The organism is Nocardiopsis sp. LDBS0036 (assembly GCF_041228755.1).
GTDB lineage: Bacteria > Actinomycetota > Actinomycetes > Streptosporangiales > Streptosporangiaceae > Nocardiopsis > Nocardiopsis dassonvillei.
The window spans coordinates 1580429-1605597 of record NZ_CP141103.1; the positions used below are offsets into that span (position 1 = coordinate 1580429).

Below are 25169 nucleotides of genomic sequence, written 5' to 3' on the forward strand. Positions count from 1 at the left end.
TCTTCCGCGCGGGCCCGCGACCCGCGGTTAGTCTGATCCCGTTTCAGTGGCTCACGGCACTTCGGGTGGTATGTCAATGACTGAGCGCATCTACTCCGCCGTGCACGCGTGCCTGGACTGGGCCGGGACCATCGAGCCCCGGCCCGTCCTGAACACCGACAGCCTGCTCTTCCTGCTGGCCGCCCACCTGGACGCCGGCGCTCCCGACCCCGGGGACTGGTCCACCGCCGACGTCCACGACATCGCCCGTACCGTCCGCGTCTGGGACCGCGTGCCCGACAGTCTCAGGGACACCTGGCTGACCTGGTGCGACTTCCTGGTCGACCAGGACCGGTTACTGTCCGCGGAGAGCCCGCGCCGCCTGCGCGCCGCCATCGCCACGGTCGACCTGGCGCCCGGCGGTCCGCCGCCGCCCGAGGACCGGACCGACAGTGCCGCCCTACCGCTCCTGGACCGGCTCGGCGTCGGCGCGGACGGCGCTCCCGAGGCGCTGCCGACGGTCGTCCCGGCGGATCCGGCCGACCTGGACGCGGCGGCGCGCCGGTGCCGCCCCCTGTCCGACGCCGCGCGGCTGGCGGTGTGGACGGGTGGGGGAAGGCCCCTCTGCTCCGGGGGGGACGACGCCCTCACCCCGGACGACACCGCCCGGGCCGCCGCCGACCTGGGGGTCGCGCCCGCGAGGGTGGCCGCGCTGTTCGCCGTGGCCAGGGACGCGGGTCTGCTGCGCACCACCTACACCCGGGTGCTGCCCGGCCGGGCGGCGCGGGCCTGGCGGGACGGTGTGCCGGGGGCGGCCGCCGACGCCTGGGCCGACGCCCTGCTGGCCATGACCGACCTGCGCGGGGTCACGGCGTTCCTGCTGCTCACCGACCTGTTCGTGCACGGGGACGCGCGCACGCCCGCGCAGCTGGTGACCGTGTACGGGCCCGGGATCGCCCTGCGCGGGGAGGACCCGGTGGAACACGTGCGCCAGGTGCTGGAGACGCTGGAGGACCTGGGCGCGGTCCGCCGGGTCGGCGGCGGCCGGTTCCGCGTCACGGGCCTCGGCGACCACTTCATGGTGCGCCAGCTGCGCCAGACCGGGGCCGACATCGCGCTGGCCCGGCCCCTGTCCGGGATGGACGCCGAGGAGGTGCTCGCCCTGGCGGAACGGGGCCGTCCGGTGGACACCGAGCGCCTGCTGGAGCGGTGGGTGGCCGCCCGCGACACCGAGAGCGCGGTGTGCGGCCTGTTGGAGGCCTGCGACGCCCCCGGTTCCTGGCGCCTGCGTGAGCGGGTGGCCCGGGTGCTCGCCTCCCTGGAGGAGGACCTGGCCCCGGTGCTGGATCTGTACGTGCACCACCCCGTCCTGGGCGGGTGGGCCCGGCGGCTGCGCGGCGGGGCCGCGGGGACGCCCACGTCGCACCAGGAGGTCTGGGCGGTGCTGGACGACTACGCGATCCTGCTGGAGGGCGGCGGGCTCCTGCCCGGCCGGGACCGGGACAGGTACGCCGGATGCGCGGAGGGGTTCGTCCGCACCGTGTGGCTGACGGGCCACCCGGCCTCGGACACGGTGCTGGACCTGCTGGCGGAGGGGGCGCTGGGCGCGCCCCTGGCCGAGGCCGCGCGGCGGCTGCGCCCCGCCCCGGTCACCCCCTGAGCGGTGTCCCCTCCCCCGCCCCGGGCCGGGGCGGGAGGACGGGCGTGCGCGGGCTCAGGCCTTGACGACCAGTTCGTGGACGAGCGTCTCGACGCCGGGCAGCGGGACGCAGTCGCGCTCGGGCACCCGCTCGAAACCGCGGGCGCGGTAGACGTACTGGGTCGAGACCATCTCGGGCAGGGTGGCCACCAGCAGTCGGGAGACCCCCTCCTCACGGGCGCGCTCGACGAGCGCGTTGACCAGGTCGCGCCCCACGCCGCGCCCCCGCGCCTCGGGAGCGACGGCGAAGGCGCGGATCTCGGCCTCGTCGGCGTTGCGGGCGATCTCGCTCTCCGGAGACCAGGGCTCGAACACGGCCGTCCCCAGGAGCCGGTTCTCGTCGGCGGCGACCAGGATCTCGCCGCGGCCGTCCGTGCCCAGGAGCCGGAGCGTCTCGACGTAGGCCGGGTTCACGTCCATGAGGCCGTCGGCCGTGTAGGCCGTCAGGCGCAGCTCACTGACGGCGTTCATCTCATCAGGAAGTACTCGACGCACGATCATGGACGTCATTCAACATGATGGGAGGGCTCCCCGCCGTTGATCGCCGCACCACCCGGAGCGTCGAAAACGTCACCGTGAGTGACTCTTTACGGAGGTTTATCCCCCGCTCCGGACACGCCGGACGCCCCGGGCGGAGTTGTCCACAGGCCTCCGGCGGCGCGACCGCGATCGTGCCACCCTTCTGGTGAGGGGAGGCGACCGTGCCCGACCACACCACGGGGGAACCCGTTCCGACACCGACCGTCCGCGTCTTCAGCGGCTCCGCGGCGCTGGCCGCGGGGGGATGCCCTGCGCACCGCCGGTTCAGCGCCGACCCGTCCCTCGGCGCGGACCCGCCTCCGCGCGACACTCCCGGGGCGGTTCTGGAGGCCGTCCTGGACCTGGTCGAGCACGCGGGCATGGCGCTGGAGGAGGCCTGCGCACGCCTGTCCGCGCCGAGGGGGCCGGGCCGGGCCCTCCCGGGCGGGCGCCCCGCGCCGCCGCACCCGGGGCTGCTGGTCTGGGTCCGGCACGCCGCGCGGTGCTACCTGGAGGCCCTGGCCGGGGACGGCGGGCGCGACGGCCCGCACCGCGCGCCGGTGTTCGACTTCTGGGTCCGCCAGTACCTGCCCGTGCCCGGCTCCCCCAACTCCCGGCCCTACGAGCTGTGCGCCCGGGGCCGCAGGTACGCCTACGCGCAGGGGTCGGAACGGGTGCGGGAGCTGCGCATCCCGGTCGCGGGCGCGGCCGGTGAGCAGGCCCGCCCGCGGGCGGAGGTGGCGGTGGCCGCGTACGTGCTCGCCACCGGGACCCCGGTGGACCGCGACGCCTGCGCGGCGCGGCCCGGGCGGTACCGGGGCGGCGCCCCCTACCCGATGCGCGGGCACCGCGGCGGCGCCGACGCCCGGCCGCCGGACCGGGTGCGCGTGGTGGAGACCTCCTGCCTGGACTCCTCCACCGCCGTCCTCTACGACGGTTCGGCCGCCGAGGCCGGGGAGGCCTTCGCCTCTACGGGCCGCGAGGGGCTGCGCTCGGCCCTGGTGGGCGGGGCCCGCTCCCCCGGCCGGGACTGCCTGGCCTGTGCGGGGCGCCGCGGCTGCGGTCGGCTGCCGCGCGCGCCGGGGCTGCTCGGCGCGGGCGGCGGACCGTGGCCCCGGCGCTCCTGGTCGGTCTCCCTGGGGCTGCGCCACCGGGGCTGTCCCGCCCGGGCGCACTTCCACGCCCTGGGCCTGCCCGCGGACCCCGGTGCCGAACCGGCGCGGCTGCGGCGCGACCGCGCCGTGCGCGCCTGGCTGGAGCGGCTGCACCGGCGTCTGCCCCGAAGGCCCTGCACGGCCGGGGACCTGCCCGGGGACCGCTCGTCCTGGTCCGCCGGGAGGTGGCGGTTGGAGGGCGGGCAGGCGCGCCTGGGGGCAGCCATGATCGCCGCGCACGTCGGGGTCTGTCCGCTGCGCGGGCTGGCCTCGGGCAGCCACGTGCGGGTGGGCCACAGGCTGGCCGCCGACGACACGCGGGCCGACGTCCTGGTTCTGGCCAGGGCCGAGGTGCTCCACCACCGGGGCCGGTCCTGGGTCCACCGCTCCGTCACCACCACCGACGACGACGCGTCAGCCCCGGCGGGGGGCGGGCCCGCTCCGGCGGAGGCCCGGCCTTCCCCGGGCGGGAACGCTCCCTGCCGGAACGGGGGCGCTGCTCCCGCCCTCGCCGGAGGCGCGCTCTTCGGGGACGAGGAGGCGCTGCTGGCGGCGGAGCCCCGGCTGGCCCTGGCGGTGGGGCTCTTCGCCTGCGGCGCCCTGCCCGCGGGCCCGGACTCGGCCGTGGAACTGGAGGTCCTCAGTCCCCGGGGCGCGTCCGTACGGTCGCTGGACCCGGGGTCGGCACGGGTACGGGCCCTGGCCCGGCGGGTGGTGCACGAACTCGCCGGGCCCTGGCACGGCGACACCTCCCACCCGCCCGCTCCGGGCGAGGCCTGCCTGGACTGCCCCTACCGGCGCTGGTGCCCGGCGGCCGGTGCTCCCGACGCCCTCCACACCCGGGGCGCACGGGCCCGGAACCCGCGAGGCGGCGCCGGTCCCGGACCCGTGCGCGACCCTCCTCCGGGTCGGGCCGCCGGTTCGCCCTCCTCGGCGAAGCGGTAGTCGCTGGCCTGGAGGTCCCACAGCTCACGGTAGAGCCCGTCGGCGGCCAGCAGTTCGGCGTGGCCGCCCTGTTCCACCACCCGGCCCCGGTCGAGCACGACGATGTGGTCGGCCATGCGCACCGACGCCGGACGGCCGCGCCGGCGCCCGAGGGCTCCGGCGCGGCCGTCCGCATGGCTGTCGCGGTGGTCGGCGCGCGGTCTATCCGGCCGGTTGGGCCTCGACCTCGTCGAGCCAGGCCCGGACCGCGTCGTTGTGCTCGCCCAGGGCGGGCGGCGGCAGGTGGCCCGTGCCGGAGGGCTGCTGCGCCTCGTCGTCCACGGGGTCGAAGCGCAGCGCGGACCCGGGCAGTTCGATCGGGCCGAGCACCGGGTGCTCCACCTCCAGCAGCAGCCCCTGGGAGCGCGTCTGCTCCCACTCGTAGACCTGGTCGATGGTGCGCACCGCGCCGCAGGGCACCCCCACCTCACCGATCCGGCGCAGCCACTCGTCGCGCGTGCCCTGCCCCAGCACCGCCTCCACCTCGGCGATCAGCTCCTCGCGGTGCTCCACCCGGGAGGCGTTGTCGGCGAACCTGGGGTCTCGGGGGTCCAGTCCGAGCAGTCCGGCGAAGCGCTCCCACTGCGCCTCGCCGCCCACCGCCACCTGGAGCATGCCGTCCATGCAGGCGAAGGCGCCGTAGGGGGCGATGGAGGGGTGCTGGTTGCCCAGGGCGGTGGGCACCTCGCGCCCGACCGTCCACCGGGTCCCCTGGAAGGCGTGCACGCCCACGATCGAGGACAGCAGCGAGGTGCGCACCACCCGGCCGCGCCCGGTGCGCTCGCGCTCCAGGAGCGCGGCGAGCACCCCCTGGGCGCCGTTCATCCCGGCGAGCAGGTCGCCGATGGCCACGCCCGTCTTGGTCGGTTCCTTGGGCGAGGGGCCGGTCAGGCTCATCAGACCGGCCTCGCCCTGGGCGATCTGGTCGTAGCCCGCCCGTCCGCCCTCGGGTCCGTCGTGCCCGAACCCGCTGATGGAGCAGACCACCAGGCGGGGGTTGAGCTCCTCCAGGCGGTCGGCGGGGAACCCGAGCCGGTCCAGGACGCCGGGGCGGAAGTTCTCCACCAGGACGTCGGCGGCGCGCACGAGCCGGGTCAGCTGCTCCACGCCGTCCTCGGACTTCAGGTCCAGTTCGATGGACTCCTTGTTGCGGTTGCAGGACAGGAAGTAGGTGCTGACGCGCTCCTCCTCCGGCCCGACGAACGGCGGGCCCCACCCGCGCGTCTCGTCCCCCCTGCCGGGCTGCTCGACCTTGATCACCCGCGCGCCGAGGTCTCCCAGCAGCATGGCCGCGTGCGGTCCGGCCAGCGCCCGTGACAGGTCGATGACCACGATCCCCTTGAGCGGCCCTTGCGAGCGGTCCACGTTCCCTACCTCCTGGTGATGGGTACTGCTCCGGTGTTCGTGTCCTGGGCGGTGCGCTCAGGGCGCGGCGCACAGGCGGCGGTAGCGCGCGGCGCGCCCCGCGGGCGGTTCGGCGTCACCGCTCGGCTGGACCGCGGCGAGTTCGCGGGCGATCGCCTCCCCCATGCGCGCGCAGAACGCGCCGTCCTCGTCGGCCGCGTCGCCGAACTCGGGGACCACCCGGTCCACGAGTCCGCGGGCGCGCAGGTCGGCGGAGCCGATGCCCTGGGCCTCGGCCAGCTCCCCGGCGCGGTCGGGGGTGCGGTGGACGATCGCGCTGGCCCCCTCGGGCGGCAGCGGGGCGAGCCAGGCGTGCTGGGCGCACAGGACGCGGTCGGCGGGCAGGAGCGCGATCGCGCCTCCGCCGGTGCCCTCCCCCAGCAGGACCGAGACGGTGGGGGCGGCCAGGGAGGTCATCTCGGCCAGGCAGCGGGCGATCTGACCGGCCGTCCCCCGCTCCTCGGCGTCGGCGGAGAGCGCGGCGCCGGGGGTGTCGATGACGGTGACCAGGGGCAGCCGCAGTTCGGCGGCCAGGCGCATGCCCCGGCGGGCCTCGCGCAGCGCGTCCGGCCCCATGGGCTGTTCGGCGCTCTGGCGGGACCGGTCCTGGCCGACCAGGACGCAGGGCCTGCCGCCGAACCGGGCCAGCGCGGTGACCAGGGCGGGGGAGGCCTCGCCCTCGCCGCTGCCGCGCAGGCGCACCACGTGGCTGGCCGCGTGCCGGAGCAGCTCGCGCACGCCCGGGCGCTCCTTGCGGCGGGAGCGGGTCACCGAGTCCCAGACGGGGGCGGGGGACTCGGGTTCGGCGGGCGGCGGCGGGGGCGTGGCGGGGTCCGGGCGGTCGAGCAGGACGTCGAGGGCGAGCCCGGCGGCGTCCCTGAGCCGGTCGGGGGGCAGGACGGCGTCGACGAGGCCGTGCCGCTGGAGGTTCTCCGCGCGCTGGACGCCCTCGGGGAACGGTGCGCCGTGCAACGCCTCGTAGACGCGGGGGCCCAGGAAGCCGACGAGCGCTCCGGGTTCGGCGGCGGTGAGGTGTCCGAGCGACCCCCAGGAGGCCAGGACGCCCCCGGTGGTGGGGTGGCGCAGGTAGACGAGGTAGGGCAGTCCGGCGGCCTTGTGCGCGGTGACGGCGGCGGTGATCGCCGCCATGGCCACGAAGGCGGGGGTGCCCTCCTGCATGCGGGTGCCGCCCGAGGCCGGGGCGGCCAGCAGGGGGAGCCGCTCGGCGGTGGCGCGTTCGACGGCGGCGACGATGCGCGCGGCTGCGGCGAGCCCCACGGACCCGGCGAGGAAGCCGAACTCGCTGGCCACGACGGCGACGCGGCGGCCGTGCAGCCGCCCCTCCCCCGTCAGGACCGCCTCGTCGCACCCGGTGGCGGCCCGCGCCCGGGTGAGCGCGTCGGCGTAGGCGGGGTCGGGGTCCACGTCCAGGGGCGCCTCGTCCCAGGAGACGTGGGATCCCGCGTCGAGCGTGCGGTCCAAAAGCTCCCGGGCGGTGTCGCGGGTCTCCACAGCAACCTCCAAATGGTTCAGTGGCTAGGCCACTAGGCCTCACGTCAGGGTGGCACGAAACGGCACGTTTTGTGAAGCCCCCGTCGCACCCGATCGCGGGGAGGTCCGATGCGCCGATCCCGGGAGTCCGCCGACGGGATGCTCTAGCCTGGAAGTCCCTCAGCACAGTCAGATCCGAGGACCAGGAGCCAGCGAGCGTGCCTACCAAGCCCCGACCCCGGCCCCCGGCGCGCCCGCGCCTGTACGAGCAGCTCGTGGAGCGTCTCGTGGAACACATGCGGGACGCCGGTCTGGGCGTGGGCGACCGCCTCCCGCCCGAGCGCGAACTGGCCGTCGCGCTGGAGGTGAGCCGGGCCTCGGTGAGCCAGGCGCTGGTGGCGCTGGAGGTCCAGGGGGTCATCGAGGTGCGGCACGGGGACGGCGCGATCATCCGCCAGACCGTCTCCGAGCAGGGTGTTCTCGCCCTCCTGCGCGACCGGGCCAACCGGCGCGCGGAGATCATCGAGGCCCGTCAGGCGCTGGAGGTCAAGCTGACGGAGCTGGCCGCCGTACGCCGCACGCCCGAGGACCTGGTCGCGATCGAGGCCGCCCTGGAGCTGATGCGCCAGGAGGTGGCCAACGGCGACCGCGGCGTCACCGGCGACGAGCGCTTCCACGCGGCGATCACCACGGCCGCGCGCTCGCGCCTGCTGGCGCGGATGATGAACGAGATCGCCCCGATGATCCGGGAGACCCGCCTGGAGTCGCTGTCGCAGCCGGACCGGCCCCGGGCCTCGCTCGACGGGCACGAGCGCATCGCCTCGGCGATCCGCTCGGGCGACCCCAAGGCGGCCGCCGACGCGATGCGCGACCACCTCCTGCTGGTCTCCGCCGTCAACGGGGCCGCCCCGGTCACCCCCTGAACCGGTCCAGTGGCGCACAGGTCAGGCCTTCAGGCCACCTGGGCACCGCCGCCCCGGTCATGGGGCGGCGGAGGCGGGCGCCGACAGGCGCTGAGGGGTCCGGCGGACCGGACCCCTCACGTTCCCGGGGCCGCCGAGCGGTCCCAGCCGCCCTCGAAAGGCGCTGCCGTCACAGCAGTCCCGGCACCACCAGCACGCCCCAGGCGACCAGCGGACCCACCACGACCACGATGCCGCTGTAGACGAGCATCTGGCGGTAGAAGCGGGACGGGTCCACTCCGGTCGCGTTGGCCAGCACCAGGGCGCCGTTGGTGGAGAAGGGGCTGACGTCGACGATGGTGGAGGAGATGGCCAGGGCCACGATCACGCCGGTCGCGCTGATGTCGCCCATGAGCAGGAACGGGATGGCCAGCGGGATGGTCGCGCCCAGGATCGCGGTCGAGGAGGCGAAGGCCGACACGACGGCGCCGATGTAGCACAGCAGCAGTGCCACCAGGAGCGGAGCGCCCAGGCTGGCCGCCCCGTCGCCGACGTACTCGATGGTCCCCGCGCTCTCCATGACGCCGACGAAGGTCAGCATGCCGGTGATCAGCAGGACCGTGGACCAGCTGATCTGGGAGAGTACGTTCTTCTGCGACTGCGGCGCGATCAGCGCCAGCACCACGCTGACGGTCAGGGCGACGAAGCCGACGTCCAGGCCCACGCCCAGGGCCAGGACGCCCAGCGCGACGATGCCCAGCAGGGTGGCGATCTGCTCGAACCGGACCGGGGTGCCCTCGGAGGCGGCCTCGCCGCTCCCGGCCGCCGCGCTGCCGTCCGCCCCGCTCCCGGCGGAGGTGTCGGCGGGACCGCCGGTGGCCAGCGCGACCGACCCGGACCCCGAGCCGCCGGAGGTGCGGGCGGCCTCGGTGACGGCCTCGGCCTCGTGCGCGCGGACGCCGAAGAGGCGGTTGCCGCCCAGCGAGACGAACAGGATCAACGCGATGCCCAGGTTGAAGATCAGGCTGCCGAGGAACAGCGTGATGGGGGATACCGAGAGCCCGCTGTCGGCGACGATCCCGTTCACCGTCACGCCGTAGACGCTGACCGGGGAGAAACCGCCCCCCTGGGCGCCGTGGACCACCATCATGCCCATCAGCAGCGGGTTGATCCGGTACCGGGCGGCGAAGCTCAGCGCGATCGGCGCGACGATCGCCACGGCCGCCGGACCGAGCGCGCCCACACCCGTCAGCACGGCGGAGATGCCGAACATGATCCACGGGATCGCGGCCACCCGGCCGCCGACCATGCGGGTGGCGCCGCGTACGAGCAGGTCGATCGTCCCGTTGTTCTTCGCGATGGCGAAGAGGTAGGTGACACCGACCAGGGTGAGGAAGAGGTCGGCGGGGAACCCGCCGAGGACCGCGTCGGCGTCCATCCCGAGGACCAGGAGCCCGACCATGAAGGCCGCGACGAAGGCCAGCGCGCCGATGTTGATCGGCAGGACGGTGGCGATGACGAACATCGCCAGAAGGACGAGGATGGTGAGAAGCTGAGGGGTCATGACATACCGATCAGAGGGACAGTTGGGACTGTGATCTGGACCATAAGGCTAGTGGCCTAGCCAATAGGCCTTTAGGTCTCCTGTCAAGCCCTCCGGCCGCACGATCCCCGCTCCCGGCGCTGGAAACCCCCTCTATTCAGGTCGGCACGTTCCACGAGGTGAGCACCGGGCGGCCGTGCTCATGGCCCAGCGTGCTCACCGTGGCCGTCTCCAGCCGGAACAGCGCCCCCTCGGCGGGCGGCAGGCCCAGCCAGCGCGCGGTGAGCACCCGCAGGACGTGGCTGTGCGCCACCAGCACCACGTCGGCCCCTCCCCCGCCGTCGAGCAGGGGCGTCAGCCGGTCCAGGACCCGGTCGACGCGCTCCCCCACCTGTTCCACGCTCTCCCCCGGATGCCCCGGGCCGCCCGGCACGATCCCGTCGTGCCACAGGTACCAACCGGGTCGTCCGGCCTGGATGTCGGCGGTGGTGATCCCCTCGTAGCCGCCGTAGTCCCACTCGGTCAGGTCGGGGTCGGTCTCGTCCACGCGCAGCCCGGCCAGTTCGGCGGTGCGCGCGGCCCGCCGCAGCGGGCTGGTCACCACCCGGCCGACCTCGCGCGCGGCCAGCACCGGACGCAGCGCCCGCGCCTGCCGCTCCCCCTCCTCGGTCAGGGGGATGTCGGTGAGTCCGGTGTGGCGCCGCGTACGGCTCCACTCGGTCTGTCCGTGCCTGATCAGCACCATGTCGCCCATGGCTCTCTTCCTGCCCCGGAAGGGGACGGCAAACTCCTGCGCCCCGGCCGTGAGCCCGGGGCGCGAATCCGCCGGACGCCGGACACGGCGGAGCTTTCGTCGCTACGCTCCTGACCATGACGCAGCACACCGCCACCAGCGACGTGCGGGATCCCCTTCCCGACGAGATCCCCCAGCCCCGTTTCCACCGGCCCAACGAGGACCTGGCCGCGGCCATGGAGTGCGCGCGCTGCAAGGAGCAGGGCATCAGCGTGCCGCCGGGGGGCGCGCCCGAGCGGCTGACCAACTCCGAGGCGAAGAAGGCCAAGAAAGCGAGGAAGCGCGCCCTGGAGGAGGCCAGGCGCAGGCCCCAGGAGAAGATCCCGGCCGACCGCAGGCGCGTGCCGCGGATGGGCCCCCACCACGCGGAGTTCTTCCGCGAGCTGTGGGAGCGCGTGGCCTCCGAGGGCGCGGGCTCCTCCCCCGACAGCCGCCTGCTCGCCCTCGCCTTCACCCTGCGGGGCGCGCTGAAGGGCTGGGCGAACTTCACCGGCCAGGACCTGCGCATCCTGCGCCTGGAGGACGCCCACGCCGCCCTGAGCGACCTGACCTCCTCGGGGTGGCTGGGCACGACGCCGGAGACGGTGATCGAGTCCGACGCCGCGAACCCGGCCCGGTGCGCCCTGCCGAGCCTGGACGGCAACACCTGGAAGCTGGGCAACGGCGTCCGGTCGCGGGCCTCGGGCTGGCTCTCGCGCACCCTCGCCCACAAGAAGATGCGCAAGAAGCCCAACCGGCTCCGGCTCGTGGGGGCCTACCTGGCCCTGTGGGCCGAGCCCGACGGCCGGATCCGCGTCCCGGCCGCGGACATCGTGAACTCCTGCGCCCTGTCCGGCACCGACGAGCTGGCGGAGCTGCTGGCGTGGCTGACGGAGATCTCCTGGGTCGAGGGCCTGGGCGTGGACGGCGGCGCCGTGGTGGCCTCCCTCACCGAGGTCACCCTGCCGCTGGCCTACGTGCCCCTCCCGGAACCGACGCCGCCGGACACCGCACCGGCGACCACGCCGCTGGACGTGCCCGTGGCCGACCGCGCCCGTGAGCTGGTCTCGGGCCGCGGGGAGCGGGTGGCCCGCTGGGTGGACGGCTACCGGGAGGAGCACGGGCACGGCCCCAGCTGGTCGGCGGTGGCCGGGGCCTTCGGGTGGCCGCCGCGCCAGGCGCCCGACCACGACGTCACCCACGAGGCGTTCCGCCTGCTGGCCGAGGACGGCTGGCTGACCGGTTTCGGGGTGCCCTTCGGACTGCGCTCGGGGCCGGGCGGTCCGGCGGCGGGCTGATCCGGCGCGCGGGCGGGGCGTCGCGGGGCGCTCCGCCCGGGCCCGCCCCTAACCCGCGGCGTCGGACAGCAGGTCGGGGCAGTCGCCGCCGGGCTCGGTGAGCAGTTCGAAGTGCCACATCTCATTGGCGTAGACCTGGCACAGCCCGTAGGCCGAACCGCGGCGGACGAGCCAGTCGGCGGCGTCGGTCGGGCCGATGTCGATCGCCTCCCCGGTCACGTGCCTGGACTCCTCCGGGGTGCTGACCAGCCTCCCGGCCTCCTCGCGGGAGCCGTGGTCGAGGACGGCCTGGTCGAGCAGGTGCCGCTGGTACTCCCCGCTGCGCCAGCCCGACGTGACGTGGAGGACGATCCCTTCCTCCAGGGCGTCCCGGGCCGCCTCCCGCACGGCCTCCAGCAGCGCACCGTCCAGGCGGGCGATCGAGGGGTACTGCGTGTCGAACGGGGTGACCGACAGGTCGTCCGGAAGGGCGCCGTCCTCAGCGGTGAAGACCACCTCCTCCCGGTCCGGCACCAGCACGTTCACCGACCAGGCCGCCAGCACGACGGCCACCGCGGCGCACAGGGCAGCGGCCAGCCGGTACCGGGGCCGCCATCCGCGGCCGGGCGGACCGCCGCCGGGGCTCCCGGCCGGGTTCCCGGCGGGGAGGCCCTCCAGCGTCTCCCGTTTCGTCACTGCGCTCATCCTTCACCTCTCGGGCATCGCGTGCGCGATGTGTGGGGTCCTCGTCGCCCCCGAGTGAAGTACGAGCGGTGTTGCACGGATGTGTCGTTTCCCGGCACGGCCCCGGTGCGCCTTCGGAAGAAGTCCACCGGGGCCGTGCCGGGACCGCTCAGGCGTCGGCGTCCTCCAACAGGGTTCCGGCCGAGGACAGCGGGGCGAACCGGCTGGGGGTGATGCCCAGCAGCTGCGCGGCCAGCTCCTCGTTGCCGGAGAACCCCGCGTCGGCGTCGATGGTCTGGGTGCCGTCCCAGAGCATGAGCATCGCCGAGACGGTGTGCGCCCCCTTGTCGTGGTGCATGTCGTAGTGGGCGGCCATGGGCACGCTGTCGTAGTGCACCCACAGGTCGTGCCCGGTCATGAACATGTCCAGGTCGAAGGTGACCGTCAGCCCCATGAGCTCGGGCTTGTAGCGGTCGTCGATCCCGGCGAAGGCCTCGTCCAGGGCCACCATCCGGGGGCAGGTGGGCGCGGCCGAGGTGTACAGGGCGTTGGCGGCGGCGAACAGCGGCAGGTGGATCGCGGCGGACTTCTCGCCGCCCGACATCTGCTCGTGCTTGTTCCTGGTGAGCTTGACCTCCTCCTGGCCCGGCACGGCCAGGCGCAGCTCGAACCGGTACCAGGTGCGGTAGTCCAGCACCGCCGACAGGACCTGCTTGTAGGTGGCGCGCGGGTGGGCGGCGTGGTGCTCGCGGATCATCTCCCGCAGGACCTCGCGCAACCGGGTCAGCCCCGAGGCGCCCAGCTCGTCGGTGTCGCGCCGGACCAGGCGGGCGGCGGTGGCCTGGTGCTCGCTCACGCGGTCGGAGCGGCTCCAGCGGATGCCGATCCGGGTGCCCGAGGACATGGGCCGCGAACGGGTGTCGCGGTCCATGCTGACGACCAGGTCGCGGGCCACCCGCACCCGCTCGTGGATCTGCTGGGCGATCCCGGTGAGCAGTTCGTCCTCCAGAACCCCGCGCTCCTCCTCGCGCAGCAGCGCTCCCTGCTCCTCGACGCGTTCGGCGATGACGCGGGCGAAGGCGGAGACGGGGTTGCGGCCGGTCTCGTCGTTGACGAACACCGTGATGACGCCGCTGACCCCGAGTTCGTGGTCGACCCGGTAGCCCTCGGCGTCACCGCCCAGGGTGTCCTGGAAGACGCGCAGGGCGTTGGAGATGCGTGTGGAGACGGTCTTGAGGTCGCCGTCGGTGACCGCGGACCCGGAGCCGACGGCGGCGGTGAACGCGTCGAGCAGCTCCGCGGCGCGGCCGGGCAGGACCGCGCGCACGGCGGCCTCCGGGTCGTCCGGGGCCTCGGCCAGGACCTGTTCGGCGGCCTCCTCGGGGGCGGGCCAGGAGCGCCGGTCCGGCCAGGCGTGCGCGGTGTCCACGCCCAGGGTGGCGCGCAGGTCGGGGTGGGTGAGGGCGGCGAAGGCGTCGGCCTGCTCGAACAGCGCGGAGAGGGAGTCGGTGAGGGCCCGCTGCCCGCCCTCCAGCTTCTCGTCGGCCCGGATCATGGCCTCGTGGGCGGCCGCGGCCTCCTTCTGGGCGCCCTGGTGCTCCTCACGGGCCCGGTGCAGCTCCTCCTTGACCTGTTCGAGCTCGGCCATGAGCTCGCGGACCGGGGCGTCGATGCCCTCCTGCTTGGCGGCCAGCTCGGCCGCGGCGCGCTCGTGCTCGCGGGTGCGCTCCTCGTGGCGTTCGCGGTCCTCCTCCAGCCGTGCGCGCAGGCGGTCCAGGGTCTCCTTCCGGCCGTCCAGGTCGACGGTGTGCCGGTCGACCTCTGCGCGGGCGGTGTGCAGGCGGCGCGCGGTCTCCAGGAAGTCGTCCACGGCGCGGGCGACGGCGTCCACCGCCTCGGGCTGGGCGGGCATGGCGCGTTCGGAGGCCACCGCGCGCACCTGGTGGCGGTGGGCGTCGACCTCGGCGACCGCGGCGTCGAGGTCGCGGCGGCGCTCCTCGCTCTCGGCCCTCGCCGAGGCCAGGAGGGTGGACTGCTGGTCGACCCGGCGCACGGCCCGGTCGATCGGGGCGGTCTCGGGCAGGGCGGCGCGGGCCCGGGTGAAGGCCTTGAGGAGTTCGCCCGCCCGGTCGAGCTGTTCGGCGACCCGTGCGCGCCGCTCGTCGAGTTCGGCGATGCGGGCGTCGCACTCGGCCAGGCGTTCGCGGCGGCGGTGGGCGCGGTTGGTGGCGCCGATGAACTCGGGGGCGGCCTTGGGGCTGACGCCCACCAGCACCCCCTGGGCGAACCGCGCGCCGGTGCCGACGGTGTGCGCCGCCGCTCCCCCGGCGCCCGTGGCGTCAGCCGCCCCGAGGGACTGGACGGTGTCCGTGGCCCCGGCCGAGCCCTCGCTGTCGCGGACCAGGCGCACCGACGCCAGGACGCGGGCGATGACGTGCTCGGGGACCCGGTCCTGGCGCTCGGGCACCAGCACGTCGGCCAGGGTGGGCCCCTCGGGCGCGGCCGCGCCCTCGGCGGGCAGCAGGTAGGCGTCGGCCCCGCCCGAGGCGAGCGCCGCGCGGGTGGCGTCGGCGTCGGGGTGCACCCAGGCGGTGAGCAGGCCCGCACCGTGCAGGGCGCCCTCGACGGCGGCGGCCTCGTCGTCGCCGACCGCGTCGGCGAAGCGGACCAGCTGCCACAGCGGGGCGCCGGGGCGCCCCTCGCGGGAGGCGGTGCGCAGCGCGTCGGCGGGCGGGGCGTCGTCGCGTTCGGCGGCGATGTCCGCGCGCTCGCGGGTGAGGCGGTCGATCTCGGCGCCGAGCCGGTCCCGGTCGGTCTCCAGCGTGCGCGTGTGCGCGGCGGCGTCCAGGCGCTGCTGGTCGGTGTGCTCGCCGTAGACCTCCGACACCGTGGGGGTGCCGGGGCGTCCGACGCTCTCCAGTGCCCCGCTCAGGGCCGCGACGCAGGCGGCGTCGGTGACCGGGGCGGGCCCCTCGGCCCAGTGCGCGGCCCAGGCGGTGAGCGCGTCGGCGGCACCGGCGCGGGCCGCGGCCAGGTCGTCGGCCGCGCGGGCGCACTCCGCCTCGCCGCGTCCGAGCCTGTCCTCGGCCTGGGCGGCGGCCCGTTCGGCGGCGCCGCGCGCGGTCTCGGCGCGGGCGAGTTCGGCGAGGCGCTCGCGGACCGCGGCCACGTCGGCGCGGCGGGCGGTCGCGCGCGCCCGCGCGGCGGCGGACAGGTCGTCGCCGGTGTCGGCGGGGCCCTCCCCGTCGTGGTCGAGCCCGGCCTGTGCGGCGTTCTCGGCCAGCTCCGCGGCCAGTTCACCGGTGCGCGCCCGCCCGTGTTCGAGGTCGGCGGCGACCCGGTCGGCCTCACGCTGGAGGGCGGTGACCTCCCCGGCCTGGTCGTCCAGTCTGGCCCGCTGTTCGGCCAGGGCGCGGGCGGTCTCGGCGCTGTGCGCGCGTTCGATCTCCAGGGCGGCGTGGCTGCGGAAGGCCTCGTGCGCCTCCAGACCGCCCCTGCGCGCGGCGAGCCGACGGATCCGGGCGTCGTGCTCCTCGGCCCGGCCGGTGGCGGCGGCGTGCGCGAGCGTGGCCCGCTCGCGGGTGTCGCGGGCCTCGGCGATGGCGCGGGCCTGCTCGGCGGTCTGCCCGGCGGCGGTGTGCACGCGGGCCAGGCGGTGGCGGGCGTGGGCGGTGAGGTAGGCGGCGTACTCCCCGACGAAGGCCGTGGTCGCGGCGTGCGCCGTGCTGGCCTGGTCGAAGCGGCGCTGGACGGCGGCCAGGTTGGTGAAGTCGCGGGCGGCCTGGTCGAGGAGTTCCTCGTCCAGGGGGCTCAGGCCGCTGGTGAGGGTCTCGGAGACCTTCTCGGGGTCCAGGTCCTTGGCCAGCAGCGGGCGGCGCAGCGCCAGGAGCAGGTCGAGCAGCTGGACGTAGCGCTCGCCCAGGCCGAACAGGCGCGCGTCCACGGCGCGGCGGTAGTCGGCCGCGGTGGAGCGGAAGGCGTCCTCGCCGAGCACCCCCTTGAGCTGCCGCTCGGTGAGCGGGCGGCCGTCGGTGGCGAGCAGGCCGAAGTCCACGCCCAGGCGCTGGTCGGTGACGAAGAAGGAGGGGGTCACGCCGTCGCGGTGGCGGTGCGCGCGCAGGCCGATGACCAGGGTGACCGTCTCGGTCCCCTCCCCCGGTCCGGTGCGGGCGAACTCCATCCACACGTACCCGTACTCGGAGTCCTGGCCCCGGTAGAGCAGGTTGGACTTCATGGTGCGGTTCTGGCCGCTGAAGGGGTCCAGACGGCGGGCGTCGGTGTACCCGTCCAGGATGAACGGGAAGAGCACTTCCAACGCCTTGGTCTTGCCCGAGCCGTTGTGTCCGCGCAGGACGAGGCGTCCGTCGGCGAACACGAACTCCTCGTCGACGTAGTCCCAGACGTTGATCACGCCGGCGCGGCTGGGCCGGAATCGGTCGCTCCTGGGGGACATTACTTTCCTTCCGCGGAGGTGGAGGCGGCTGCGGGGGCGGTGTCGGGCGAGGGGCCGGAGGAGACGGGCCCTCCCGGCGGGGGTTCGGTCAGCCCCAGGGGCAGCTGTCCCCCGTCGGCGCGCTCGGGCAGCGCGCCCTGGATGTTGCGGTAGCGGGAGGCGGCGGGGAGCACCAGGGCGCCGCCGGGGACCGGTCTGATGAGGGAGAGTTCGGCGAGCAGGGTCAGGGCGGCGTCCAGCAGGCCGTAGGGGTCCTGCTGCCAGGCTCCGCCGAAGGAGGCGGCGCCGAACTCCGCGTAGAGCTCGTGGATCATGGTCTCCCACCGGCCGCGCTCGACCAGGGGGACCTCCAGCAGCGCCGCGGCCTCCTCCCGCTCCCCGGCGGGCTCCACGGTCCAGGCCAGGTCGGCCACGACGCCGTCGCGGGGCAGACCGGCGTCCACGAGCCGGACGAGTTCGGCCTGGTCGTCGGCGTGCGGGGGCACCTGGAGCCGGACCAGCGCGGCCAGGGAGGTCTCCAGCAGGTCGGCCACCTTGGCCAGCAGCAGCCCGGCGGTGCGGTTGACCGCCCCGCCCCGGCCCGGGAAGGGCCGGTCGGTGAAGGTGCCCGCCGGGTCGGCCAGCAGGACGCCCTCGGCGCGGCGCTCGACGCTGAGCCCGGTGGCGCGGGCCAGGTCCTCGGCCACGCCCCGGCCGCGCAGGACCGCGGCCACGGCCGGTTCGACGTCGGCGTAGTACACGACCGGCCGTTCCACCAGGAGCCGCCGCGCCCGCCGGGCCGCCTGCTCGCGCGGCGAGGCCTCGGTGAGCGGGTCGGCGAGCAGTCCGGCGACGCTGCCCAGGTGCTGGACCGGGCGCGCCGGACGGAACAGCAGCTCGCACACCTCGTGGTCGATGTCGAACAGGGCGTCGCCCTGCTCGCCGCCCGCCGCCCACGCCTCCAGGGACCCGTCGGACAGGTGGAGCGCCCCGCGGTCCACCAGCCAGTGGGCGACGTCGACCAGCGCGGCCTTGTGGGCGCCGTCGGTGGGGTCGTAACCCAGTCCGCCGACGGCGTTGGCCCCGGGGGTGAACCGGGCGACCAGGTCGGCGAGGCTGATCTCGATCTGGGAGCGCTGGAAGGCGGCCAGCACCAGGCACAGGTAGGCGAGTCTGCGCCGGTCGAAGGGCTTGCCCCGGCGCGAGAAGGTCTGGCGCTGGGTGGGGTCCAGGGCGTCGAGTTCGCGGACCAGGCGCACGTGGTCGGTGGTGGCGACCAGGGTGTAGCCGAAGAGCCGCTCCAGGTCGGCGGCGAGTTCGTCGGCCCAGCGCAGCACCTGGTCCAGGACGCCGGGGCGCGGGCGCGCGGCGGTGATGAGGTCGCAGGTCAGGACGCGGCGCATGGCCTGTTGGTAGGAGCCCAGGTCGGCGGGTGCGACCGTGCGGGCGAAGAGTCGGGGCATCAGGTGTTCTTCGTTCGGGGCCGGTGGCCGGTGGCCTCCAGGCGCAGGCCCGGCAGGTGGATGCGGCCCTGGCTGGTGTGGACGGTGCTGCCCGCCGGGTCGGGGACCAGGCGGACCATGGTGCCGTCGCCCTCGCCGCCGGCCGAGGACAGGCGTCCGGCGACGACGCTGCGCGACTCCAGGGCGCGGGTGACCAGGCGCAGCAGGACGCGGGTGTCGGTCTCGTCCAGGACCCGGCCGTGGGCGCCCAGGTCGACCAGGCGGGCCGCGGCCTCGCGTTCGGCGGCCCGGCCCGCGGCCTGCTGTCCGCGAAGGCGCGCCTGGGCGCCGGGGTTGCGCCGCACCGGCTTGGGCACGCCCGCGTTGGGGGCGTTGCCGCTGCGGAACAGGGTGACCGACACCTCCACGCCGGGGGCGTCCCACCAGGTCGTGTTGGGCGGGATCTGTTCCTCGTCGTCGTGGGCCGCGCCCAGGTGGCGGGCGGAGCGGACGTTGAAGGCGGCGCCCATGAGGGCGTGCGCGGCGCCGTCGTCGGGGGTGTGGAACACCCACTCGGCGAGGTGGCGCAGCTGGGTGGAGCGGTTGACCCCGCCGCGCTGGGCCTCGGTGATCTGGCGCAGCAGGGCGATGACGCCCGAGACGGCCGACCGGGTGGCCGCGTGGAGTTCGGCGGCCCGCGCGGGGATGGCGTCGTCGGAGGCGAACCAGGCGCGCAGGGCCCGCCAGCGGCGGCGCCAGTCGGCCAGGCGCTCGTCGCGCTCCATGAACAGGCGCTCGTCGGAGTCGGCGGCGCGGGAGAGCAGCGTGGCCAGCCCCGTCTCCTCCACCTCGCGCACGGCGCGGTCCAGGCGGGGCAGGTAGCGGTCGAGTTCGGCCATGAAGTCGCTCATGTGCACCAGCAGGGCGTTCTTGTGGCGCAGGAAGATGTCCGGGGAGGTGTCGGTGGAGCGCAGGATCTCACCGAGGGTGACGTGGAACTGGGCGGAGCGGCGCCCCATGTCCTCCATGACCGCGTCCAGGCGCGCGAGCCTGCGGTAGACCTGTTCGGCCCGGCCGGTGCGGTTGGCCTCGGCCAGGGCGCGCAGGTCGTCCAGGACCTCGGAGAAGACCAGCCGGGACAGGTTGACGTCCTCGATGCGGGCGCCGAGCAGGTTCTCCACCGACTGGTAGGCGCGGTAGCCGAGTTCGCTGAACTGGTAGACCGACTGGCGGTTGCGGTAGCGCGCCAGGTTGCCCGCCCGCGAGGCGTCGTCGAAGCGGTGCACGACGCGGTCGGCGTGCAGCTCGTCCAGGCGGTCGCGCAGGCTCCGGTCGGGCACGGGCACCCCGTCGTGGGACCGGGCCAGCTCGCGCAGGGCCTCGGCGACGTCGTCGGGGGCCACCTGGACCTGGTGGACCTCGCGCAGGCGGTCCATGGCCCGCAGGATCCACAGGTAGGTGACGTGGTCGTCGCGACGGGTGAAGTTGAACAGACGGAACCGGTCGCTGACCGCGAGCGGGTCCATGTCGAGGGCTCTGCGTTCGACCACGGGCCGCCCCTTCGGTTGGTGTGCGCGTTGCCGGGGCGGACCTCGGACCGGTCGCGCCTCCCCACTAACGCTAGGTGACCGAAGGGACGGTACACCCGTTTTCCACAGGCCCGGTTCGGGAGGAGGCCCGGCGCCCCGGCGAAAGCCGCGTCCGGCGCCCCGCTCCGCCGCGGCCGGACCGGCGGGCGCGTGCGCCGGGTCAGGACACCGTCTCGGCCTCCTCGGCCTCCCGTTCGGTGGCTGCGGCCCCGCGCGACCCGCGACGGAGCACGAACAGGCCCGTGGCGAGGCTGGCCGCCAGGACGACGGCCATGATCGCCAGGAAGCCCACCGCTCCCACCTGCGGGCTGATGATCAGCGGGATGGCGGCCGCGGTGACCAGGCCGCCCCCGAAGAACGGTTCGAAGATCAGCTGCTTGTAGCCGAACGCCGGGTAGGCGGGCGACTTCATCTCCGGGTCGACGACGCGCATCAGCACCAGGCCCGTGGCGGTGACGCCCAGGGACTGGCCGAACTCGCCGATGCCCCGTTCGAACCAGTGGCTGGGCATCATCCGCGGCGCCAGGAACAGGAAGCCGCACAGCGACCACAGGACGCCCGCCACAGCGAGGATGGTGAAGGCGGCGATGTTGTCGGCGATGGCCTGGAGCGAGAGGGTGGCCATCGCGGCGATGATGAGCACGTCCAGCGACAGGCCCTGGATCCGCTCCACGGTCCCGTGGTCCACCACGTCGTTGCGGTCGAAGCGGTCGATGAACACCTGGAGGAGGATGCCGCCGATCATGGCCAGCGGGAACAGCGGCACGTAGGCCATGATCTCGATGGTGTCGGCCCACAGAGTCCGCTCCAGCCACTGCAACCCCATGAGGATGAGCTGACCGATCAGCACGGCGAGGGCGACCAGCCCGAAGTGGAGCGTCATCGGGTCCATGGACGAGGGGTGGACGGTCATGGTCGAGCCCGCCGAGCGCTTGCCGGGTTCGACCAGCCCGGCCTGCTCGGTGTCGCTGCCGCGCGCGTCGTCGCTGATCACGTTGGACTTGCCGCGGCGCACGCCCCAGTTGATGAGGACGATGCCGACGATGATCCCCGACAGCAGTCCGACGGTGGCCATGCCCAGGGCCAGGTCCTGCCCCGCGGCCCAGCCCGCCTGCTCGAAGGTGTCGCCCAGCCCCGCCGCGGTCCCGTGCCCGCCGAGGAAGCCGATCTCGATCAGGGCCCCGGAGATGACCGGCACGCCGAACAGGGGCGCGAGCACCAGCAGGGCGAGCACCAGGCCGATCACGTACTGGCCGCTGGCCATGGTGACGCCGAAGGCGAGGTTGGGGCCCGCCAGGGAGGCGGCCTCGCGCAAGCGCGGCAGGGGCTTGCCGAGGAAGAGGCTGGCGAAGACCACCGAGATCAGCAGGCCGGGCAGGGCCGACCAGACCGCCATCACGTCGGTACCGAAGAGGCCGCCCTCGGCCGCGCGCTCGGCGAAGCCCCCACCGACGCCCCGGTCGGCCAGCCAGCCCATGAGGCGCCCGAACACGTCGGGGCCCAGGAGCAGGGCGACACCACCGCCGATGATCGACGCGGGAAGGTAGAGCCTCTGCGTCAGCTTCCACCTGACCCGTACCAGCTTCGCTGTCAGCAGCAGCACTCCCAGCAGCAGGAGTGCGAGGCCGACGGTCTCAGGGCTCATCCTCTACCTCTCGTGTGTCGGTTCCGCGAGCGCGTGCGCACCCGGACACGAGCGGGTCGGGGCGGCACGCCTCGGCTCGGCGCCGTGGCGGGGAGGTAGGGGGGAGGGCGCCACGGCTCGGGTGACCGTGTCGTCACGATCACCCGCGGCATCCTACACATCCCGTAGTGGTGTCGAACACGGACTCGACGTGACCGAAGCGGACGCGGCACACGGGTCCGCTCACACCGCGCGGGCCGCGGCGACCTGGGCCGCCGACGCTTCCACCCGCGACAGGGCCCGAACGCGGTCCACGGGCGGCTCTGTGGCGGCCGCGGGGGCGGGGCGTCCACCGTCGGGGCCCGGTCCGCCCTATCCGAGCCGGTCCGCCCGGCGGTCCGCCGCCGGGATGGGAAGTGTCACGCGGGGTCCGCGGGCATCCGCGGGCCCCGTCCGCCACCGCCCTTCCATCTTTCCGTTGACAAGTTCCACCGGGAGGAGGAATATTGCCAGTGGAAAGATCGCGGGGACGGGAGAACACACCGGGAGGAAGCACCATGGAACCGCTCATCGCCCTCGTCGGCGTCACGGCGCTGCTGCTCGCCCTCGGCGCGGCGGGCGTGCGTCCGCTGCGCTCCTGGCCGCTGGCCCTGCGGGGCGGGATCGCGGCCATGTTCGCCCTGACCGGGGTGTCGCACTTCGTGGGCATGCGCGAGGACCTGATCGCGATGGTCCCGCCCGCGCTGCCCGCTCCCGCCCTGCTGGTCACCGTCACGGGCGTCCTCGAACTGGCCGGGGCGGCGGGGATCCTGTGGGCGCGCACCTCGCCCTGGGCCGCGGCCGGACTCAGCGCCCTGCTGGTGGTCATGTTCCCGGCCAACGTGTACGCGATCACCGCCGGGACGGTCACCGGGATGACCGAGAGCCTGCCGGTGCGCACCGCCATGCAGGCGGTGTTCCTGGCGGCGACGCTCGCCGTGCTGGTCCACCACCTGCGCGCCCGGCGGCGCGCGGCGCCGGACGCCCCCGCGCGGGCGCCCCGCGCCGGGACCGTCGCGTGAGCCGCCCGGCGGCACGGCGCAGGTCGGCCCCCGCGTTTGTGTGTAGGGTGGCCGCGGACCGGTGCCGACACGGGGAGACGGTGGGATGGGCCTGTTCGCCATCAGCGACCTGCACGTACGGCACGGTGACAACCGCGCCTTCACCGAGGGGCTGCGCCCGGAGTCCGACGACGACTGGCTCCTGGTGGCCGGGGACGTCGCCGACACCGGCGAGGAAGTCCTCTGGGCGATGGAAATGCTGGCCGACCGGTTCGCCACCGTGGTCTGGGTTCCGGGCAACCACGACCTGTGGACCACGCCCAAGGACCCCGTCCAGCTGCGCGGGGAGGCGCGCTACCGGCACCTGGTCGAGGGCCTGCGCGGACTGGGCGTGCACACCCCCGAGGACCCCTACCCGGTGTGGCCGGGGCCCGAGGGGCCGGTCGCGGTGGCCCCCCTGTTCGTGCTGTACGACCACACCTTCCGGCCCGAGGGGACGCGCACCAAGGAGGAGGCGCTGGCGGTCGCCCACGAGGCGGGCGTGGTGTGCACCGACGAGTACCTGCTGCACCCCGACCCCCACCCCGGGCGCGACGCCTGGTGCCGCGCCCGCCTGGAGTACACGCGCGAGCGGCTGGACGCGCTGGACGCCGACCTGCCCACCGTGCTGGTCAACCACTTCCCGCTGGTGCGCGAACCCACCCGGATCCTGCGCCACCCCGAGTTCGCCCAGTGGTGCGGGACCGAGGCCACCGCGGACTGGCACGTGCGCTACCGGGCGCGCGCCGTGGTCTACGGGCACCTGCACATCCCGCGCACGATCGTGGTCGACGGCGTGCCCCACGTGGAGGTCTCGCTGGGCTACCCCCGCGAGTGGGGCGCCCGTCCGCACCCGCCCGAGGGGCCGCGCCGCATCCTGTAGGCCCCGGGCGCGACGGGAGGGCGCTGCGTCCGTCGGCCGTCGGCGCCCGACCGGGAACCCCGTACCGGTCCCGCCCGCCCGGCTCCGCGTCCGGCCCCCCGGCCCCCGTCCGGGTACGCGGGACGGAAGCACGGCCCGCGGCGGCCGGGGACTACCAGCCCGCGTCGGGCGCCAGCTCGCGCACCGCGGGCAGCGCGGCGTCGAACACGGTCGCGAACCACGCCGAGACCGGGTGCTCCCCGCGCAGCCGCGCGAGCCCGTCCGGGTCCACGAACGCGGTCCCGGCGATCTCCCCGGGGTCGGGGCGCAGGTCGTCGCGCACCAGGCCGACGAAGAGGTGGTTGTACTCCTGCTCCACCAGCCCGGAGACCGGGTCGGGGTGGTTGTAGCGCACGGTCCCGGCCTCGCGCATCAGCACGGGGGCCGCGCCCAGCTCCTCGCCGGTGCGCCGGGCGGCGGCCGCGAAGGGCGTCTCGCCGGGGTAGGGGTGGCCGCAGCAGGTGTTGGACCACACGCCCGGGGAGTGGTACTTGCCCAGGGCACGGCGCTGGAGCAGCAGGCGGCCCCGCCCGTCCAGCAGGAAGACCGAGAAGGCCCGGTGCAGCCGCCCGGGGGGCAGGTGGGCGGAGAGCTTCTCCGCGGTGCCGATCGTCGCCCCGTCCTCGTCGACCAGTTCGAGCATGACCGGCCGCGCGGCGGGGTCGTACTGGTCGGCGGCGGAGCGGTGGTCGGTGTCCGTTCTGGCGGTCATCGGTGTCCTTCGTGTTCGACATCGGGGTGCGGACGCTCGGAGGGGCGGCGCGGACACCGGCCGCGCCGCCCCTCCGGGAGGTTCAGACGCGGTCGGCCGCGATGAGCAGGTAGTGGAAGCTGTTCTCCTTGTAGGCGGTGAGGAAGGGCTCCTCGATGCCGGTGGCCACAGAGGACTTCGCGCGCAGCTCCCAGTAGGGGATCGTGGCCGCGGTGAGGTCCACGACCTCCATGGGGACGAGGCCGTTGGCGGCCATCGCCCGGAAGTACTCGCTCCGGGGGTGGATGTTGCAGGTGTAGTGCTCGTCGATGCGGCTGACCGCCTTGGAGCGGCCGCCGGTGACGTCGTTGTAGCAGCCGGTGATGGTGACGTAGCGGCCGCCGTACTCCAGCAGGCGGGCGTGCTCGCGGAAGAGCTCGAACAGGTCCACGTACATGGTGGACTCGTTGTTCCAGCTGGCGCGCAGGGAGCCCGTCTCGAAGCCGGTGTCGAGCATGTTGCGGAAGTGGAAGCGCACGCGGTCGGACACGCCCCGCTCCTCGGCCTGGGCGTTGGCGAAGGCGACCTGCTGCTCGGAGATGCTGATGCCGTCCACGTGGCAGCCGAAGCGCTGGTTGGCCATGAAGCTGGTGCCGCCGCGGCCGGAGCCGGTGTCCATGATCCGGTCGCCGGGCGCGACCGGGCCCAGGTAGTCCAGCAGCACGTTGGCCTGCGCGGTCTCCAGGCGGTGCATCTCCTGGATGATGCGCTCGTCGCGGGTCTCCTCCGGCCCCTCCAGCACGGACGGGTCGTAGTCGCCGACCCCGTAGTGGTGGTGGTAGAGGCCGTCGACCTCGCCGAGGCGGATGTTGACGGGGTCCTTCTCGGCGTTCCAGTACGCCGCCACGGACTCCTGGTAGGCGGTGCGCAGGACGTCGGACGATCGGCTGAGGGTCTCGGTCATCGCGGAGGAACTCCTTGT

General features: G+C 74.9%; 18 protein-coding genes. 6 read left to right on the top strand and 12 right to left on the bottom strand.

Features of this window, described 5'->3' with window-relative positions:
- Positions 1–76: 76 nt before the first annotated feature.
- Positions 77–1639, top strand: coding sequence for a hypothetical protein (locus UIS43_RS06615; protein WP_370012761.1), 1563 nt, complete (start codon positions 77–79; stop codon positions 1637–1639).
- A 54-nt stretch (positions 1640–1693) separates the two neighbouring features.
- Here the strand turns inward: UIS43_RS06615 and UIS43_RS06620 are convergent, their stop codons facing one another.
- Positions 1694–2149: a GNAT family N-acetyltransferase gene (locus tag UIS43_RS06620; RefSeq protein WP_013153627.1), complete on the bottom strand. Its 456-nt coding sequence runs from the start codon at positions 2147–2149 to the stop codon at positions 1694–1696.
- 230 nt (positions 2150–2379) lie between these two features.
- On the opposite strand from UIS43_RS06620, the gene UIS43_RS06625 reads away from it, so the two are divergent.
- Positions 2380–4296 carry a hypothetical protein gene (locus UIS43_RS06625; RefSeq protein ID WP_370012763.1) on the top strand — a complete coding sequence of 639 codons (1917 nt, stop codon included), beginning with the start codon at positions 2380–2382 and terminating at the stop codon, positions 4294–4296.
- A 201-nt stretch (positions 4297–4497) separates the two neighbouring features.
- Here the strand turns inward: UIS43_RS06625 and UIS43_RS06630 are convergent, their stop codons facing one another.
- Together UIS43_RS06630 and UIS43_RS06635 are read right to left on the bottom strand one after the other, a co-directional pair.
- Positions 4498–5700: a CaiB/BaiF CoA-transferase family protein gene (locus UIS43_RS06630; protein WP_013153629.1), complete on the bottom strand. Its 1203-nt coding sequence runs from the start codon at positions 5698–5700 to the stop codon at positions 4498–4500.
- A 57-nt stretch (positions 5701–5757) separates the two neighbouring features.
- A complete protein-coding gene (locus UIS43_RS06635) occupies positions 5758–7251 on the bottom strand; it encodes a carboxyl transferase domain-containing protein (protein WP_358454600.1) in 1494 nt (497 codons plus the stop codon).
- 197 nt (positions 7252–7448) lie between these two features.
- On the opposite strand from UIS43_RS06635, the gene UIS43_RS06640 reads away from it, so the two are divergent.
- The gene (locus UIS43_RS06640; RefSeq protein ID WP_013153631.1) at positions 7449–8153 is read left to right on the top strand and encodes a FadR/GntR family transcriptional regulator; all 705 of its coding nucleotides are present in this window, start codon (positions 7449–7451) and stop codon (positions 8151–8153) included.
- A 169-nt stretch (positions 8154–8322) separates the two neighbouring features.
- Here the strand turns inward: UIS43_RS06640 and UIS43_RS06645 are convergent, their stop codons facing one another.
- Positions 8323–9696: an SLC13 family permease gene (locus UIS43_RS06645; RefSeq protein WP_370012765.1), complete on the bottom strand. Its 1374-nt coding sequence runs from the start codon at positions 9694–9696 to the stop codon at positions 8323–8325.
- A gap of 136 nt (positions 9697–9832) precedes the next feature.
- Positions 9833–10429, bottom strand: coding sequence for a histidine phosphatase family protein (locus tag UIS43_RS06650; protein ID WP_071622287.1), 597 nt, complete (start codon positions 10427–10429; stop codon positions 9833–9835).
- Positions 10430–10545: 116 nt separating this feature from the next.
- Between UIS43_RS06650 and UIS43_RS06655 the strand changes: the two genes are divergently transcribed.
- On the top strand, positions 10546–11745 hold the full coding sequence (locus tag UIS43_RS06655; RefSeq protein WP_358454594.1) for a hypothetical protein: 1200 nt from the start codon (positions 10546–10548) through the stop codon (positions 11743–11745).
- A 48-nt stretch (positions 11746–11793) separates the two neighbouring features.
- On the opposite strand, the gene UIS43_RS06660 is transcribed toward UIS43_RS06655, so the two are convergent.
- The 5 genes from UIS43_RS06660 to UIS43_RS06680 form a co-directional block, all read right to left on the bottom strand.
- The gene (locus UIS43_RS06660; RefSeq protein ID WP_370012767.1) at positions 11794–12429 is read right to left on the bottom strand and encodes a M15 family metallopeptidase; all 636 of its coding nucleotides are present in this window, start codon (positions 12427–12429) and stop codon (positions 11794–11796) included.
- A gap of 148 nt (positions 12430–12577) precedes the next feature.
- Positions 12578–16861 carry a TIGR02680 family protein gene (locus UIS43_RS06665; RefSeq protein WP_370012768.1) on the bottom strand — a complete coding sequence of 1428 codons (4284 nt, stop codon included), beginning with the start codon at positions 16859–16861 and terminating at the stop codon, positions 12578–12580.
- The gene (locus tag UIS43_RS06670; RefSeq protein WP_370012769.1) at positions 16861–18303 is read right to left on the bottom strand and encodes a DUF2398 family protein; all 1443 of its coding nucleotides are present in this window, start codon (positions 18301–18303) and stop codon (positions 16861–16863) included. Before UIS43_RS06670 ends, UIS43_RS06665 begins: the two co-directional genes overlap by 1 nt.
- Positions 18303–19832, bottom strand: coding sequence for a TIGR02677 family protein (locus UIS43_RS06675; RefSeq protein ID WP_370012771.1), 1530 nt, complete (start codon positions 19830–19832; stop codon positions 18303–18305). The genes UIS43_RS06670 and UIS43_RS06675 overlap by 1 nt, the downstream gene beginning before the upstream one ends.
- Before the next feature lie 199 nt (positions 19833–20031).
- A complete protein-coding gene (locus tag UIS43_RS06680) occupies positions 20032–21516 on the bottom strand; it encodes a sodium/glutamate symporter (RefSeq protein WP_013153639.1) in 1485 nt (494 codons plus the stop codon).
- 536 nt (positions 21517–22052) lie between these two features.
- Here UIS43_RS06680 and UIS43_RS06685 point away from each other — a divergent pair.
- Both UIS43_RS06685 and UIS43_RS06690 read left to right on the top strand, forming a co-directional pair.
- The gene (locus UIS43_RS06685; RefSeq protein ID WP_071622292.1) at positions 22053–22556 is read left to right on the top strand and encodes a DoxX family membrane protein; all 504 of its coding nucleotides are present in this window, start codon (positions 22053–22055) and stop codon (positions 22554–22556) included.
- An 85-nt stretch (positions 22557–22641) separates the two neighbouring features.
- Entirely contained in the window at positions 22642–23457 is an 816-nt protein-coding gene (locus UIS43_RS06690) for a metallophosphoesterase (protein ID WP_041552748.1), read from the top strand.
- 151 nt (positions 23458–23608) lie between these two features.
- Here the strand turns inward: UIS43_RS06690 and idi are convergent, their stop codons facing one another.
- Positions 23609–24208 carry an isopentenyl-diphosphate Delta-isomerase gene (idi, locus tag UIS43_RS06695; RefSeq protein ID WP_013153642.1) on the bottom strand — a complete coding sequence of 200 codons (600 nt, stop codon included), beginning with the start codon at positions 24206–24208 and terminating at the stop codon, positions 23609–23611.
- An 82-nt stretch (positions 24209–24290) separates the two neighbouring features.
- Positions 24291–25151, bottom strand: a complete 861-nt coding sequence (locus UIS43_RS06700; RefSeq protein ID WP_013153643.1) for a geranyl diphosphate 2-C-methyltransferase — start codon at positions 25149–25151, stop codon at positions 24291–24293.
- Positions 25152–25169: the final 18 nt, after the last annotated feature.

Coding starts and splice junctions, on each gene's coding strand:
- UIS43_RS06665 (WP_370012768.1), bottom strand. CDS start 16,861: ATGTCCCCCAGGAGCGACCGATTCCGGCCCAGCCGCGCCGGCGTGATC.
- UIS43_RS06690 (WP_041552748.1), top strand. CDS start 22,642: ATGGGCCTGTTCGCCATCAGCGACCTGCACGTACGGCACGGTGACAAC.
- UIS43_RS06685 (WP_071622292.1), top strand. CDS start 22,053: ATGGAACCGCTCATCGCCCTCGTCGGCGTCACGGCGCTGCTGCTCGCC.
- UIS43_RS06615 (WP_370012761.1), top strand. CDS start 77: ATGACTGAGCGCATCTACTCCGCCGTGCACGCGTGCCTGGACTGGGCC.
- UIS43_RS06655 (WP_358454594.1), top strand. CDS start 10,546: ATGACGCAGCACACCGCCACCAGCGACGTGCGGGATCCCCTTCCCGAC.
- UIS43_RS06645 (WP_370012765.1), bottom strand. CDS start 9,696: ATGACCCCTCAGCTTCTCACCATCCTCGTCCTTCTGGCGATGTTCGTC.
- UIS43_RS06650 (WP_071622287.1), bottom strand. CDS start 10,429: ATGGGCGACATGGTGCTGATCAGGCACGGACAGACCGAGTGGAGCCGT.
- UIS43_RS06620 (WP_013153627.1), bottom strand. CDS start 2,149: ATGAACGCCGTCAGTGAGCTGCGCCTGACGGCCTACACGGCCGACGGC.
- UIS43_RS06660 (WP_370012767.1), bottom strand. CDS start 12,429: ATGAGCGCAGTGACGAAACGGGAGACGCTGGAGGGCCTCCCCGCCGGG.
- UIS43_RS06670 (WP_370012769.1), bottom strand. CDS start 18,303: ATGCCCCGACTCTTCGCCCGCACGGTCGCACCCGCCGACCTGGGCTCC.
- UIS43_RS06680 (WP_013153639.1), bottom strand. CDS start 21,516: ATGAGCCCTGAGACCGTCGGCCTCGCACTCCTGCTGCTGGGAGTGCTG.
- UIS43_RS06700 (WP_013153643.1), bottom strand. CDS start 25,151: ATGACCGAGACCCTCAGCCGATCGTCCGACGTCCTGCGCACCGCCTAC.
- idi (WP_013153642.1), bottom strand. CDS start 24,208: ATGACCGCCAGAACGGACACCGACCACCGCTCCGCCGCCGACCAGTAC.